This is a genomic window from Janthinobacterium woesei, assembly GCF_051380875.1.
Lineage (GTDB): Bacteria > Pseudomonadota > Gammaproteobacteria > Burkholderiales > Burkholderiaceae_D > Janthinobacterium.
On the sequence record NZ_JBNYXW010000011.1, the window covers coordinates 23940 to 38107 of the forward strand.

At 56.8% G+C, this 14168-nt stretch carries 14 protein-coding genes and 1 pseudogene; 11 read left to right on the forward strand and 4 right to left on the reverse strand.

Going from position 1 to position 14168, the window contains the following annotated elements:
* The first annotated feature begins 6 nt into the window (after positions 1 to 6).
* Genes ACQ4W6_RS14130 through ACQ4W6_RS14150 form a run of 5 tightly spaced genes read left to right on the forward strand, consistent with a single transcriptional unit; the run spans position 7 to position 4466 of the window.
* On the forward strand, positions 7 to 1290 hold the full coding sequence (locus tag ACQ4W6_RS14130) for a c-type cytochrome (protein ID WP_436567812.1): 1284 nt from the start codon (positions 7 to 9) through the stop codon (positions 1288 to 1290).
* A 9-nt stretch (positions 1291 to 1299) separates the two neighbouring features.
* Positions 1300 to 1473 carry a hypothetical protein gene (locus ACQ4W6_RS14135; protein WP_436567813.1) on the forward strand — a complete coding sequence of 58 codons (174 nt, stop codon included), beginning with the start codon at positions 1300 to 1302 and terminating at the stop codon, positions 1471 to 1473.
* Positions 1470 to 2048: a cupredoxin domain-containing protein gene (locus ACQ4W6_RS14140; protein ID WP_436567814.1), complete on the forward strand. Its 579-nt coding sequence runs from the start codon at positions 1470 to 1472 to the stop codon at positions 2046 to 2048. Before ACQ4W6_RS14135 ends, ACQ4W6_RS14140 begins: the two co-directional genes overlap by 4 nt.
* The gene (locus tag ACQ4W6_RS14145) at positions 2035 to 3654 is read left to right on the forward strand and encodes a b(o/a)3-type cytochrome-c oxidase subunit 1 (protein WP_436567815.1); all 1620 of its coding nucleotides are present in this window, start codon (positions 2035 to 2037) and stop codon (positions 3652 to 3654) included. Before ACQ4W6_RS14140 ends, ACQ4W6_RS14145 begins: the two co-directional genes overlap by 14 nt.
* Positions 3654 to 4466 (forward strand): c-type cytochrome, encoded by an 813-nt coding sequence (locus ACQ4W6_RS14150; RefSeq protein ID WP_436567816.1) that lies wholly within the window; start codon positions 3654 to 3656, stop codon positions 4464 to 4466. Before ACQ4W6_RS14145 ends, ACQ4W6_RS14150 begins: the two co-directional genes overlap by 1 nt.
* Positions 4467 to 4552: 86 nt before the next feature.
* On the opposite strand, the gene ACQ4W6_RS14155 is transcribed toward ACQ4W6_RS14150, so the two are convergent.
* On the reverse strand, positions 4553 to 5194 hold the full coding sequence (locus ACQ4W6_RS14155; protein ID WP_436567817.1) for a LysE family translocator: 642 nt from the start codon (positions 5192 to 5194) through the stop codon (positions 4553 to 4555).
* Between the two features lie 78 nt (positions 5195 to 5272).
* Positions 5273 to 6067 (reverse strand): helix-turn-helix transcriptional regulator, encoded by a 795-nt coding sequence (locus tag ACQ4W6_RS14160; protein ID WP_436567818.1) that lies wholly within the window; start codon positions 6065 to 6067, stop codon positions 5273 to 5275.
* A 181-nt stretch (positions 6068 to 6248) separates the two neighbouring features.
* On the opposite strand from ACQ4W6_RS14160, the gene ACQ4W6_RS14165 reads away from it, so the two are divergent.
* Together ACQ4W6_RS14165 and ACQ4W6_RS14170 are read left to right on the forward strand one after the other, a co-directional pair.
* Positions 6249 to 7526: a tyrosine-type recombinase/integrase gene (locus ACQ4W6_RS14165; RefSeq protein WP_436567819.1), complete on the forward strand. Its 1278-nt coding sequence runs from the start codon at positions 6249 to 6251 to the stop codon at positions 7524 to 7526.
* Positions 7527 to 7964: 438 nt separating this feature from the next.
* Complete coding sequence (locus ACQ4W6_RS14170) at positions 7965 to 8483, forward strand: hypothetical protein (protein WP_436567820.1); 519 nt, start codon at positions 7965 to 7967, stop codon at positions 8481 to 8483.
* 43 nt (positions 8484 to 8526) lie between these two features.
* On the opposite strand, the gene ACQ4W6_RS14175 is transcribed toward ACQ4W6_RS14170, so the two are convergent.
* Complete coding sequence (locus tag ACQ4W6_RS14175) at positions 8527 to 8784, reverse strand: helix-turn-helix domain-containing protein (protein ID WP_436567821.1); 258 nt, start codon at positions 8782 to 8784, stop codon at positions 8527 to 8529.
* Between the two features lie 128 nt (positions 8785 to 8912).
* Here ACQ4W6_RS14175 and ACQ4W6_RS14180 point away from each other — a divergent pair, with 128 nt between their 5' ends.
* From ACQ4W6_RS14180 to ACQ4W6_RS14195, 4 genes and pseudogenes are all read left to right on the forward strand, one after another.
* On the forward strand, positions 8913 to 9530 hold the full coding sequence (locus ACQ4W6_RS14180; RefSeq protein ID WP_436567822.1) for a hypothetical protein: 618 nt from the start codon (positions 8913 to 8915) through the stop codon (positions 9528 to 9530).
* Positions 9531 to 9583: 53 nt separating this feature from the next.
* Positions 9584 to 10369, forward strand: coding sequence for a hypothetical protein (locus ACQ4W6_RS14185; RefSeq protein WP_436567823.1), 786 nt, complete (start codon positions 9584 to 9586; stop codon positions 10367 to 10369).
* A gap of 80 nt (positions 10370 to 10449) precedes the next feature.
* Positions 10450 to 11612 (forward strand): annotated as a pseudogene (locus tag ACQ4W6_RS14190) (IS3 family transposase); the annotation flags it as partial.
* Between the two features lie 910 nt (positions 11613 to 12522).
* Entirely contained in the window at positions 12523 to 13500 is a 978-nt protein-coding gene (locus ACQ4W6_RS14195) for a site-specific integrase (RefSeq protein WP_436567824.1), read from the forward strand.
* On the opposite strand, the gene ACQ4W6_RS14200 is transcribed toward ACQ4W6_RS14195, so the two are convergent.
* Entirely contained in the window at positions 13460 to 13954 is a 495-nt protein-coding gene (locus ACQ4W6_RS14200) for a hypothetical protein (RefSeq protein ID WP_436567825.1), read from the reverse strand. The genes ACQ4W6_RS14195 and ACQ4W6_RS14200 overlap by 41 nt on opposite strands.
* Positions 13955 to 14168: the final 214 nt, after the last annotated feature.

Sequence of the window (14168 nt, forward strand, 5' to 3'; positions counted from 1 at the left end):
AACTCCATGCGTAAAAGTCTCCAAATCCTGTTTGCATTGCTGATCCTGGCGCTCGTCGCGGCTGCCGCGCTATACTTTCTCAGCCCCGGCCAGTTGCCCAATCAGAAAAAATCGGAACAGAGCGCCTCCACGCAACTGATCAACAAGGGCGAGTACCTGGCGCGTGCGGGCGACTGCGTGGCCTGCCACACCGTGCCCAACGGCCCCGTGTTTGCCGGTGGGCGGGCCATGGCCACCCCGTTTGGCAACCTGTACGTGCCCAATATTACCCCCGACGACGACACCGGCATCGGCCTGTGGACGCCGGACGAGTTCTACCGGATGATGCACACGGGCGTGTCGCGCGACGGTACGCTGCTGTACCCGGCCATGCCGTTTGCCTCCTACACGCAAGTGACGCGCGCCGACTCGGACGCCATCTTTTCCTATCTGATGTCGGTGCCGCCCATCAAGCAGAAGAACCGCGAACACGAACTGCGCTTTCCCTTCAATAACCGCGAGTTGCTGATCGGCTGGCGCACCCTGTATTTCAAGCAGGGCGAGTTCCGGCCCGACCCCGCGCAAACGCTGGAGTGGAACAGGGGGGCGTACTTGGTCAAGGGGCTGGGGCATTGCGCCATGTGCCACACGGCGGTCAACGCCCTCGGTGGGTCGAGCGAATCGAAGGCGTTCGAAGGCGGCATGATTCCGAACCAAAATTGGTATGCGCCCTCGCTGACCTCGAACCGTGAAGCTGGCCTTGGGGATTGGGAAATCTCGGAAATTGCCGACCTGCTGCAAGTGGGCGTGTCGCACCGGGGCACCGTGTATGGCCCGATGGCCGAAGTGGTCTACAACAGCCTGCAATACATGACGGATGAAGACGCGAAAGCGATGGCCGTATATCTGAAGGCATTGCCGCAGAAAGACGACACGCCGCCGCCCACCAGCCAGGCGCGGCTGGTCGATCCGGAAGTGATGGAAACGGGCCGCAAGGTGTATGTGGCGCAGTGCTCGATGTGTCACGGCACGGAAGGCCGTGGCCAGCCGCCTTCGTTCCCCATCCTGGCGGGTAATCGTTCCATCACCATGGCCACGCCCGTCAATCCGATCCGCATGGTGCTCAATGGCGGCTACCCGCCGGGCACGCAAAAAAATTCGCGGCCGCACGGCATGCCGCCGTTCTCGCACATCCTGAACGACGATGAAGTCGCCGCCGTCGTCACCTATATCCGTGTCGCTTGGGGTAATAGCGGCACGCCCGTCACATCCACCCAAGTCAATGATTTGCGCAAATTACTGCCCGAGTAGAGGAGCCGCATGCATACGCCTGGTCAAGATGAGCCTGATGAGCTCGATAAACGCATCGATGAGATAGTCAGCCGTGGGCCCTCGGGCACCTTCGCGGTGGCGGGCATTGCGACTTTTATCGTCGTCGCCATCTTTTTCCTGTTTTACTGGCTCGTCTACCTGCCACGAGGGACCGTGCAATGACCGAACCTCATTCCTCCACAGACCTGCACCATGCGTCCGAGGTGGTTGCCGTGGCAGCCGAGCGGCGCTGGGTCTATATCGTGGTCGCCATCATCGCGCTGCTGCTGGCGATGATGATCTTTACGGGCCTGCACTGGGCTGCGATGCCGCCGTCGCGCGTCGAGACCATCGACATCAAGACGTTGCATCTCAAGGGCGAATTCGTCGAGAGCAACCTGGGCACGGCGGTGGAGAAAGACGGCCGCGTGGTGGTGCGGCTGATCGGACAGCAGTATTCGTTTGCGCCGCAATGCATCGTGGTGCCGGCCGGCGTGCCCGTCACGTTTCGCGGCACCAGCACCGACGCCATCCACGGTTTCGTAGTCGGCAGGACCAACGCCAACACCATGCTGATCCCTGGTTTTATCTCGACCTTCACCACCACCTTTCCCAAAGCCGGCGAGCAGCTGATGCCCTGCCATGAATACTGCGGCACCGGGCACGAGGCCATGTGGGCCAAATTCCAGGTGATTCCATCCGAAGAATTTTTCGCCAAAGCGAAAGCGGCAGAAAGGCTCAGCTGTGTACCTGGCTAAAAAACTCGTGCTGGCGCACTTTTGGGTGGCGTTTGTCGCCTTCTTCGCTGCCATCTTGCTGGGCGAATGGCAGATGTTCGTGCGCAGCCCCTTATCTCCATGGGTCAACAACCCTGAACACTATTACCGGTCCGTGACGGCCCATGGCACGGTGATGGCCTATGTGCTGCCGACCCTGGTGGCCATGGGCTTCGGCTACGCCATCACGGAACTGGCCCTGAAACGTCCCCTGATCGGCCTGCGCTGGGCATGGGCCGGTTTCTGGCTGGTGATCGCGGGCACCCTGATGGCCGCGCTGACCACGGCGGCAGGCAAGTCGTCGGTGCTGTATACCTTTTACCCGCCCATGATCGGCAGCACCTTCTATTATCTTGGCATCGTGCTGGTGGTGGTGGGTTCGTGGATCTGGGTGGCGCTGATGTTCATCAATTTGCGAGCGTGGAAAAAAGCCAACCCCGGCGCCGCGATACCGCTGGCCATGTTCGGCAATGTGGCAGGCGCTTATCTATGGGCGTGGACGTCCGTTGGCGCGGCTGTGGAAATCCTGGTGCTGATTCTGCCCGCGTCGACGGGTTTTACCGACACCATCAACGTGGGTCTGGCGCGGGTGCTGTTTTCGTGGACCCTGCACGCCATCGTGTATTTCTGGCTGATGCCGGCCTATATCGCGTTCTACACGCTGTTCCCCCGGGCCATCGGCGGGCGGCTGTACAGCGACACCATGGGCCGCGTGGCATTCGCCCTGTTCCTGGTGTTCTCGATGCCGATCGGCATCCACCACCTGTTTGCGGACCCGCAGGTGGGCGCGGGCTTCAAGTTCGTGCATGCCGTCATGACGGCCATGGTGTCCATCCCGACATTGCTCACCGTGTTTACCATTGTCGCCTCGGCCGAGATCGTGGGCCGGCTGCGCGGGGGGAAAGGGCCTGTGGGCTGGGTAAAAGCATTGCCGTGGAGTAACCCATGGATGCTGGCCGTGACGCTGGCGTTCATCATGCTGGGCTTCGGCGGCGCGGGCGGCCTCATCAACATGAGTTATCAGTTGAATGAATCGATCCACAACACGCAATGGGTTACCGGCCACTTCCACCTGATTTTTGCCGGCGCCATCGTCATCATGTACTTCATGGTGGCGTATGAACTGTGGCCCCAGTTGCGCGCCTGCCGGCCGCTGTCGCCGCGCCTGATGAAAACGCAGTTGTGGACCTGGTTTATCGGCATGATGATACTGACCATGCCGTGGCATCTGGTGGGCCTGTTGGGCGCGCCGCGCCGCATGGCCTATTATGACTACACGCACCCGCTGCTGGCGCCGCAGGCCATCACGGTCACGATGTCGACCTTTGGCGGCCTGATACTGGTGATCTCGGCCGCGCTGTTCATCTACATCCTGGCGACGCCGAAGCGGCAGGATGCGCCAGCGCCGGCATTCTCGTTCAGCCAGGCCGTCCATCCCCACGCCAGGGTGCCGGCCGCCCTGAACGGCTTTACGTTATGGGTCTCCATGATGATCGCCCTGACGGTCGTCAATTACGGCTACCCCATCCTGCAGCTGGCGCTGACGCCGGAGGCCATCGTCCCCATTGTTCCGATTGGAGCGCGATAATGCGAGAGCACGGATTTTTCTCCAAAACCAATCGCGTGGGATGGGTCAGCACTGTGGGCCTGATCCTGCTCACCATTGTGGCGGCCATCGTCGCTTTTGTCTGGCTGCCCTCGGCGCAGGCGGATTTCCGCGCCCAGGGCCTGTGGGACAGCATCTGCCGCGCCGCCGGCGTGCCCAGCAAGTGGATAGCCGGCACTGAGCGCGGTCAAGATGCGCCGACCGTGTCCACCAATGTAGTTTTGCTGCCGGCGATGGCCAAGCCAGCGTCATCGGCGTCGGTCGGGCGCGGCGCCACGCTGGCGCTGAACTGTACCATGTGCCACGGCGCCCTCGGCATGAGCCGCTCCGACGCACCGAACCTGGCCGGACAGTATCCCGAAGTGATCAAGAAGCAGATGCTCGACTACCAGAGCGGCAAGCGGCAAAGTTCGATCATGGCGGCGCTGGCCATGAGTCTCACCGAAGAGAACATCGCGGACCTGGCGGCTTACTACGCCAGCTTGCCCAAGGCACGCACCGCACCGACCACCTACGACGAAGCGTTGCCTGCGCTGGTGCGTGTCGGCGACCCCATGCGCAACATCGCACCCTGTATTTCCTGCCATGGCGGCGTCGACCAGAAACTGGGCGCGCCCTGGCTGGAAGGCATGCCGAAACCCTATCTGGTGCAGCAGTTGGAAGACTTCAAACACGGTCGGCGAAAAAACGACGGGCAACAGCAAATGCGCAATGTGGCGCGGCCGATGACGGACGAGGAAATCGACAGCGTAGCGACCTTTTATGCGAGAAAAGCGCTGCCAGGACACGAGTAGCAGCAGGAAGGGCGGCAAGCATCAATCTGCTTGCACATCGACCACATCGTTCCTCAGGCATCATGCCAAGTCAACTTTTGCCGTGCTCACGCGCTGTTGCTGAGTATCATCTTGGCCAGATTCACCAGCAGCGCCGCCGCCAGCAAGATCAGCATGACGCCGGACAGCCGTTCCAGCGTCGGCAGCGCGCGCGCAAAGCGCTGCCGCAGCGCGGCGTTGCCAATGGCCAGCGCCACCGCCAAATCCCACGCCAGCACGGCACACACCATCCACGCGCCGTACACCAGCACCCAGCCGCTGCTGGTATGCCGGCTGGCGACCACGGATGCCAGGCTGACATAGAACAGCGCATTCTTCGGATTCAGGATGGCGGAGATAAAGCCCATGCCCAGGCCTGTGTGCCAGCTTGCCGCGCCGTGCGTGGTAGCGCCGGGCACATCCTGGCTGCTGCACCCTGCATGGCGCAGGAACAGCCAGCCCAGGTACAGCAGATAGGCGCAGCCGGCTAATTGCACTATTGTAAACAGGGTGCTGCCCGGGCGCAGCACGGCCACGCCAGCAAAGGCCGCCGCGATGAACACGCCATTGGCTAGCGCGATGCCGATACAGGCAGCGCTCGCGTGGCGCCAGCCATGCGCGAGCGCGCTGCGGGCGACGAGGAAAAAGTCGGGGCCTGGAGACAGCAGCGCCAGGAAGTGGGCGGCGGCGATGAAGAGAAAATCCTGCATGAAACACGGCTCCGGCAATGGCGATGCGCGAGTATGCAAGGGGGAGCAGCGGCGTGTATTGAAGAAAATTGCAGGCTCCTAAGCGCGATAGCGCCCAGGCGTGATGCCCGTATGCGCCTTGAAGACGCGCTGCAGGTGGCTTTGATCGGCAAAACCCAGCGCGTAGGCGATATCGGCTACGGCGCTGCTCGTGTGCAAGCCCTCGCGTGCGCGGTTGACGTTCAGGTTGAGTTGATACGCATGCGGTGTCATGCCGGTGGCGGTGCGGAAGGCGCGGATCAGCTGGAAGCGGCTCATGCCGACCAGTTGCGCCAAGTGCTCCAGGCTGGCCAGCGGCTGTGCCTGCAGGGCTGCCAGGGCCGGGCGTAGGTGCGTGGGAATGATGGCCGCTGTGGAAGGAAGGCAAGTCGCCCCGCTGGCGCTGGCGCTGGCGCTGGCGCAAGCATGCAGGAATGCCAGCAGCGCCGCCTGCTTGTCGGCCGCGGGTGCAGGCGAGAACAGCAGCGCATTCATGGCGCAGAACTGGGCGTACAGGGCAGGCGCGTGCAGCACGCTGGCGTTGTTTGCGCACAGCTGCGGCACCTGGGTTTGCAGCCACTGCGCATCGAGATGCAGCATCTGGTAGCTCCAGGGTGCGCCGGGCAATGGATTGCAGGCGTGCACGCAGCCGGCCGGCACCAGCACCAGGCTGCCGTTACTGAGTGGCACCTTGCCGTCCTTGCTGCCCGTAAAGATGCTGCCACCGGCATCGACGGCGCCGATGGAATACGTGGGATGGCTGTGTGGCTTGTAGCAGGCGCGGCTGTGACAGGCGCGTCGGCTCTCCACATGGGGCAGGGCCGGGTCGCGCCAGAAGGCGGTGGTGCCTGGCATGGCTACATCAGGATGACGTCGTATTGTATTTTTAGTGTCTGTCGACATCTATTGATGTCTAATGATTTTGCATAAGTCATTGATTTTACTGATTTAATATCCATATTTGTCTATTGACGTCTATTAATGTTGTCACTATTATGTGTAGCTAATTGTGTAGCTACGTTCGATGGGCAGAAATATGACAACAAAAATCAAGAACAGAGACCGACTTGATGCCATGCAATTACAGCACTGGCTGAGGGCTGTAGAAAATGGCTTCGCACCCACTATACGCGATCCATTAACAGATGAGGTAACTGTGCTTCCGGTGCCGCTGGCAAGGTCTGACGGGGATGGCCTGACGTTTACTATATCCATGAGGGGTACCGCATCCTGGATATTGCGATATCGGTATGGAGGCCGTGTCCGAGAGCTTACCCTTGGAAACTACCCAGACTTAGGCCTGGCTGCTGCAAGAAAGACGGCTCGGGAAAAACGGGTGGAAATAGATCAAGGGGGCGATCCGGCGGCAGAAAAGCGGCGTATGGTCTCCTTGGCATTGAAAGATTGGACGGTCCGCCGGCTGATCGAGGACTACCGCGAGAAGATATTAGTAGACCTTTCTGTGAGTAGTCAAAAGGGGTATGGGCGCAGTCTTGTTCGCATCGAAAATCGGCTAGGCGGATTGACGGTCTCTCAGGTGTCGTCGATGGATATCGTTGAGCTGATCGAGTTTGTCGATGCCCCCTGGAGTGAATCGCGGACACTGCTTTCAACTGCGCGGATGTTGTTCAGGCATGCCGCTGGCAGGAAGCTGGTAGCGGCCAACCCTTGTGTCGGCATCGAGCTTACTGCATTGCTTGGTCGGCGTCCTCCTGTACGTCTCAGGTTGATGCTGTCTGAGGCTGAGTTACGGATCGTTCTTAGAGCGAAAATGAACCGGGAGAATGCCTTGGCTGTTCGTTTGCTACTAGGAACTGCCGTAAGGTCTGACGAACTCCGCAATGCTCGCTGGGAACAGTTTGATTTTGAATCCGCAGTGTGGAGCGTGCCTTCTACGAAAACGGGGCCAGGTATGCAAATCCCATTGTCAGGCCCGGTCTTGGAATGGTTGACGGAGTTGAAGACCCTGAGCGGTGATTCTGCCTTTATCTTGCCTAGCAGAGCAGAGCAACGAAAGAGGAAGTTTGGTGGTGATGCGCCTATCAATCCCAATACCATCGGAGCCGCTATTGAGTTCTGGCTCACGGAATATTCGCCTTCTGTCAGGCGATTTACTCCTCATGACCTGCGCTCCACGGCGAAAAGTCATATGCGTGCATTAGGTATTCCGCGCGATATCACAGAAATGTGCCTGAATCATAAGCTTCCTGGGATTGAAGGCATTTACGATGTTCATACATATTTTCCGGAACGTAGCGAAGCGTTGGCAACCTGGGGAGCCTATCTACAGCGCCTCGAATATGCCGCTAACTAGGACTTGCAAATCCCGCGTTGTACGGCGTTTGGCATCATCGGCGCTGTCAAGTGTCGTGTCACGTGCATTACGAGCTTGTCTGGCCGTTTTATGGCGTTCTCTGGCATTGCGAGCACGTATTGCTTAGTGAGCATGCGCCGACATACAAGGGGAAGCCCTCCTGAATGCTGGAGAAACGCTGAAAATTGCAAAGTTATTTGCTCTTATTGAAACATTGTCGTTATGGTAAAATATTGATATCGAGTTCAAGCTACGCATCGTTCATGGTGCCGAACTCGATTCATCGCGCAGTGCCGCAAGTCTGTTCAGGTCGCCTCCGAGACAAGGACGGTAGATCGATGCTTCAGCAATCCCCGAATGCCATTACAGCCCGATCTTGGTTGCCGCTCGTTCGGCTGGCATTGCTGCGCGCTTCTTTTATCATTTCAAGGAATAAACATGAGCACCTTACCTACACTTCCTAGCGTAGTTACTTCCAACACCGCAGGATTTCAACCGGCATTCAAGCATGTCGGAACCAAGGATCGCCACGCATATGCATTCGCATCGATTGCGATCATTGCCTCTACCACGATCGAAGATGTCTTTAAAAAGGCAGAGGAGCTTGGTATGCCAGCTATCGGCCCGTACAGCCACTGGATCGATGCCGAATTTCTTGCAAGTATCTTTGCCAAATATGGCTGGGTGGCGACCGTGTGGAAGGAATGCACGGGTACGGCCACATTGCCGGACCTCTGCATGGCGCTGGTCGACTACGACACTGACTGGGAAATGGGGCGCTTTGTTGTAATCCATAAGGCTAAGGCGAGTCACGACGCAAAAATCGTGACCTACGCAATTGATCCTGCCGCAGCAGATGTGAAGTTGCAGGTCCGTACTGACCTTGATGTGTTGCAGCCTGCCTGGTACATCGGAGTACATCCGATGGGAAAGATCGCTTCATCGACGAAGAAGTGACAGGGCGTTCGTCTATCTAGCTGGGTAAAGCGTCCGGCTTTAGCTACTCCTGCGGCGGTGGGGGAGACAGCAACTCTGCCATGGACACACCCAGGGCGCGTGCGATGCGCTCGATATTGCAGATTGAAATGTTTCTCTCACCGCGTTCAACGGATGAGATGTAATTCTTGTGGAGTTCGGCATACTCGGCGACCTTCTCTTGAGTCAGAGATTTGGCGAGGCGTATGCGTCTCATATTGGCAGCGAAGAGGAGCTGCGCGTCACATTTTTTTGGTTGGATGCTTGTCACACGGCGAAGCATCCATTTTTTTGATACGCAACTCCACCCACTTTGAGTTTGCTTAAGATAATTTCCGTGAGACAATTATCAAACTCAAAGTGTTATTTCATGATTTGATTATTCTTGTGCTCTTCATTAGGGAGATTCAATTGGCAGCAAAAAAGAAAGACGATAGTGATGCGTATATCGCATTTGGAGTGATCCTCTTCATCCCGTTCCTTATCTTTGCATGGAGACACTACAGTCGGCTAAAAAGGGTTTTCGCCGCAAACGCTTCATCGCAGCGGATTTTCGATACTGCAAGCCTTTGGTATCCGCTGGGTGTTGGGGGCGGTATCACCATTGTGTCGGCATACCTGATCTTTTGGTTTGCACATTGGCAGTGGTACTTCAGCATTGTCTTGGTGCCGTGCATTGGTCTCCTTTGCCTCTACTTAGGGCATCAGGTTGCTCGCTGGCTCGCAGCAACCTATTTCGGCGTTCTTGTAGATCCCTTGCAAGACCGGGTGCTGCTCCCATGCGACATGGCCAGCTACGGCGTTGCTGACTACCTGAGTTTTCGCTTCCTACAGGATATGGGAACCGTAGACAGCATTCCATTGTCCGGGATTACAAAGATCACCCGTGAAGCTGGCAAGAGCCTGTATGTACATGGCGCATTTGGTTCGCGGGCAATGACATTCACAAACAAGCAAAAACGGGACGAATGCATCGCGGCTATCGAATCAGCCTCCCGCAGATCCATCAGGGCGGGCGGGTTTGAATAGGATCGAAGGCCAATTCGCCAGCCGTTTTTTCAACGTTATCTATGAGGAGCATCATGCAACTGAACACGACGAAGGGCCGGATGGACTGTCGAAAACTTCCATTTTTACTTGGAATGAATAAAGTCATGGAGGGAGCGATTATGCTCGGCTCGATCTGCATACTTTCTGCATGTGTCCAGTCGAAGCCGGGTGCATCGGATATAGAGCCGTATGTAATGGCTGAGCTTTCGAACTGCCCATTATGGTCAGTAAGTGATGTCCGCAAGGTGGACGGAATTGCAACTGAGGATTCGTACCAAGTAGATTTTTCAGCTAAATTAACTCTAAGGGCTACGCCAGAGCAAACACTGCGCAGGTATGTGGATCATGGAAAAGAAGCAGCCTATCTCGGCTGCCATTTCGTCATTGCGCAATTATCAGATGCGCGTATTCGTGGCTTACCAACGAAAAAGTATGATATCTCGGGTGCTGGTGAGCTAGTCAAATCAGAAAGCGGCTGGCGGTTAAGGGGAGAGTTGGGGCAGCTAGCATTTATGCGTGATGCCAATGAGTGGGCCTCAATTCGCGAGGAAACCAATCATCAGGAATCTGCATCTTCTACTGTTGCAGTAAGACCGCCAGCAGCAAGTGAAGAGGAAGTCAAAGGTCAAAACGCCTCACCTAACTTGTCACCTTGCGTCGAAACGAAACTGATGGCTTGGGAGAAGCAGCATTCCAATGAAGTTGAACAGGCTGCAGCAAGTGCCCGAGCCGCTGGTGAAGAATTTCGTTCCAGCTCTGGAATGGAGGAGCTGATGCGGCAAGAGGCCTTGGCCACAGCCACCTCTGAGTGCAAGTAATCCCACTTCGCTTACCTATAGTGGATCCACGATTTGAGACAGCAGTTTAAGCTATGGTCCTCAACGGAGGATGGCAGCGAATGACGGAAGCAAAGAAGCGGAAAGTGCACAGCGCGGAGTTCAAGGCGAAGGTCGGACTTGAGGCCGTGCGCGGGGTCAAGACGGTCAATGAGATTGCCCAACTGCACGGCGTTCATCCGGTGATGGTGAGCCAGTGGAAGAAGGAAATTCTTGCCCGCGCCGGGACCTTGTTCGAGGGCAAGCGGGGCCCCAAGGTAGACGCGGCGCACGAGGACGAGGACCGGCTCTACGGCGAGATCGGGCGCCTGAAGATGGAACTGGACTGGCTTAAAAAAAAGTCCGGCCTGTAAGCGGCGCGGTGCGGCTGGGATGGATTGAGCGGGAAGGCAAGCTTTCCCTGCTGCGCCAATGTGAGCTGGTCGGCGTGTCGAGGGCGACGGTGTATCGGCCGCGTCAGGCGCCGGGAAGCGACGAAGGCGACCTGACGCTGTGCGCGTTGATTGACGAAGAGTACACCCGGCATCCGTTCTATGGCAGTCGGCGGATGGTGGTGATCCTGTTGCGGCTGGGGTGGCTGGTCAACCGCAAGCGCGTACAGCGCCTGATGCGCATGATCGGCCTGGCGGGGATGGCGCCGGGTCCGGGCACGACGGTGCGCCATCCAGGGCACAAGGTGTATCCGTACCTGCTGCGCGGAATGGCGGTCGTCCGGCCTAACCACGTCTGGAGTACCGACATCACGTACATCAGGCTGGCGCGCGGCTTTGCATACTTGGTGGCGGTCATCGACTGGTACTCGCGGCGCGTACTGTCCTGGCGCATCAGCAACAGCATGGACGCATCATTCTGCGTGGACTGTCTGGAAGAGGCGCTGATCGGTCACGGCAAGCCCGCTATCTTCAACACCGACCAGGGCGTCCAGTTCACGAGCCTGGCGTTCACCGGAGTCTTGATCCGGGAAGGAGTTGCCATCAGCATGGACGGCCGGGGCCGCGCCTTGGACAACATCTTCGTCGAGCGGCTGTGGCGCAACGTCAAGCACGAAGACGTGTACCTAAACGGATACGCGACGATGGGGGATCTGACTGTCGGGCTGACGCGGTACTTTACCTTCTACAACGAGGAGCGGCCGCACCAGTCGTTGAACTATCAGACGCCGGATGTGGTGTACGCAAGCGGCAAGGGTGGCGGCGCGATGATCGTCGACAAATACGGCGGCGCGTCCGTCAAAACAGCGGCGCAAGCCGCACCAGTGGCAAGTGTAAGCAGTGCTGGGGAGCATGGGGCTCCGCCCCAAAACCCGCCCTGCAGGGAGCCCGCCGCGATCACCGCCACTGTCGTGGGAGTCGAAAATTAAGCAAGACAGGGCAGCGCTGTTCCGCTGCAAGCAGGGTCATGACCATAGCTTAAACTCGGGAAATAATTGTCTTGACGGTTGGATCCACTTTAACCAATTCCTACAATCCCTTTCGCCTAACGGCATCTTTGCTTAAATCGATGCCTGCAACCAAGTTGCAAGCAGGTTGGAAAACACTCTGACCTGCTGTATTTCACACCTCCAAATTCAGCGACCACGTGAACCTCTTTTTCTGTTGAGGTTGGTGTACGCACGTTCGTAACTTCTTACCATTAAAGGATGATATGAAAATTTGTTGCAGTAGACGCCTTCCACCGCACAACACGGAGCAGACAGTCACACATCGCTCTCCTCTCTTTGCTCTGGGTGCGACGGTAGCTACACCTGGGGCATTAGATCTACTTGACCGAGCAGGTGCGAATGCTTCCACTTATTTAGCTCGGCATCAGTCGGGGGATTTTGGATCGATATGTTCGGAGGATGAGCAAGCAAATCGTGTCGCGATTCTTCATGGATTCCGGATATTGTCAGCATACAAAATCTCTGACGAAAAGCTCTGGGTTATCACGGAGGCCGACCGCTCTGTGACAACGTTACTTCTACCCTCAGAGTATTAAAACAATGCCTAGGGCTTGATCCCTCGTGCAGTGCTTAATAGGTAAATTTTGTGGATGCGTACTGTCGCACTCCACATTACGTAACGGCACCCTCTGCGGTGCCGTTTTTTGTTCCTGCAACTATCGCTAACGCGTTACTGTCTCTACCGAAAGCAAACATGAAAACTTTAACGAAGCCCTTTCCAAAACTTCTCACGACAATGAAGGCAGGGAAGTCACTTAAAACGCCGAAGGCGACGCCATCGGCGCTTGTGGTTAGCTATTCAGCGGCGGCACAGTCGAGCGCCACCACGCGGTCATACGACGCGGACATTCGTCATTTCATGCAGCATGGTGGCGCCATACCCGCAAGTGCTGCAATGGTCGCCGAATATCTGGCGAGCTTTGCCGGTATTTTAGCAGTCGCCACTCTGCAACATCGCCTTATCGCTATCCACAGGGCGCATGCCGATCAAGGGCAGGACTCGCCGATGAAGGATCATCTGGTCAAGCGGACCATGCAGGGAATTCGTCGAACATTAGGCACCAAGCAGCGCCGCGTGACAGCCCTAGTTAAGGACGATCTGCTAGAAATGATGGTCCATATCGATCAGCAGGCGCCAATGAAGGCTGCGCGTGACAAGGCGCTTCTGCTTATTGGATTTGCCGGTGCGTTCCGGCGTTCTGAACTTGTTGCTCTGCAATACGAAGAAATGACGCAATTCGAAGAGGGAGTAGAGTTGTTGATTCGACGGTCGAAGACAGACCAAGAGGGCGTAGGACGAACCGTATTCATCCCGTATGCAAGAGGTAGTCGCTGTCCGGTGATGGTGCTGAAGAATTGGCTTGAGCTGGCTGGGATTGTCGCTGGCCCAATGTTCAGGCCAATTAACCGGCACGATCAGATCGTGGGTAGCAAGGCGCTGACGCCGCAGTCTGTTGGTTTGGTAGTTAAGACATCTGTGCGAATGATGGCTGGCGACGGAGCTGCGAAGATGGTTGCGGGACATAGCCTACGGGCTGGCTATTGTACTGAGGCCGCGATGGTCGGACTACAGCCATATCAAATCCGGGAACAAACTGGACATCGGTCGGACGTAACCTTGGCGCGGTATATTAGACCGGTTGCGAAGAGGAAGATTCCGAGCTTGCTGTGAAATGACAGTTACTCTCGTGGGCGGCTTCAGTCCAATCAAATCTCAATTCTCGCGTGCCACGGGGGAGGGTGTTGTAGTGTTTGAAGCCCTGTTTAATAAGCATTCTGTATGCATGAGTTGACTTCGGATAACAGCGTGCGTAGAGACGATGCCCCGCTGTTGTAGATCGAGTATCGTCAACGAGCCTTGTTGCGACAAGTTGACGCTTGTATTGCGCGCAGGTCGCCATCTGATAAAGCTCAATTTCCTTACTTCCGGGTTCACGCTCTGCGTTTAAGAGGAAGCCAGCTGGATTGCCTTCAATTTCAGCAACGCGGATCCACGCTTTAATGGTCTCGTTGTAGGTCTTCCTCTTGCGATCAACCTGCCGACAAATTGTGCCACGGTGGATTACTTGACGAATCATCAGAAAGATAATTTGACTTGGTTGCGGCGCGAAGTGTCCGTTGGCCATGCCATCTTCATACAGCCTGATTATCCATATAGCGTCTAACGCAGAAGCATCTCGGATGCAAAAGGGGGGCGGAAGGGCATTTTCGATTGATGTGGCATGTGATGGCTTTCCATTTATCAGACCAAGTATGCGTATGTTGAGAAGGTGTTTGATCGAGGCTACGACAGTTTTCCACATTCGTTCTAATTCCAGTTAGCTTGAGATTGTTGGTAAG

Excerpts from the sequence above, each read along its gene's own strand:
- ACQ4W6_RS14140 (WP_436567814.1), top strand. The coding sequence starts at position 1,470 with ATGACCGAACCTCATTCCTCCACAGACCTGCACCATGCGTCCGAGGTG.
- ACQ4W6_RS14155 (WP_436567817.1), bottom strand. The coding sequence starts at position 5,194 with ATGCAGGATTTTCTCTTCATCGCCGCCGCCCACTTCCTGGCGCTGCTG.
- ACQ4W6_RS14165 (WP_436567819.1), top strand. The coding sequence starts at position 6,249 with ATGACAACAAAAATCAAGAACAGAGACCGACTTGATGCCATGCAATTA.
- ACQ4W6_RS14130 (WP_436567812.1), top strand. The coding sequence starts at position 7 with ATGCGTAAAAGTCTCCAAATCCTGTTTGCATTGCTGATCCTGGCGCTC.
- ACQ4W6_RS14200 (WP_436567825.1), bottom strand. The coding sequence starts at position 13,954 with ATGGCCAACGGACACTTCGCGCCGCAACCAAGTCAAATTATCTTTCTG.
- ACQ4W6_RS14135 (WP_436567813.1), top strand. The coding sequence starts at position 1,300 with ATGCATACGCCTGGTCAAGATGAGCCTGATGAGCTCGATAAACGCATC.
- ACQ4W6_RS14175 (WP_436567821.1), bottom strand. The coding sequence starts at position 8,784 with ATGCTTCGCCGTGTGACAAGCATCCAACCAAAAAAATGTGACGCGCAG.
- ACQ4W6_RS14150 (WP_436567816.1), top strand. The coding sequence starts at position 3,654 with ATGCGAGAGCACGGATTTTTCTCCAAAACCAATCGCGTGGGATGGGTC.
- ACQ4W6_RS14195 (WP_436567824.1), top strand. The coding sequence starts at position 12,523 with ATGAAAACTTTAACGAAGCCCTTTCCAAAACTTCTCACGACAATGAAG.
- ACQ4W6_RS14185 (WP_436567823.1), top strand. The coding sequence starts at position 9,584 with ATGCAACTGAACACGACGAAGGGCCGGATGGACTGTCGAAAACTTCCA.
- ACQ4W6_RS14170 (WP_436567820.1), top strand. The coding sequence starts at position 7,965 with ATGAGCACCTTACCTACACTTCCTAGCGTAGTTACTTCCAACACCGCA.
- ACQ4W6_RS14160 (WP_436567818.1), bottom strand. The coding sequence starts at position 6,067 with ATGCCAGGCACCACCGCCTTCTGGCGCGACCCGGCCCTGCCCCATGTG.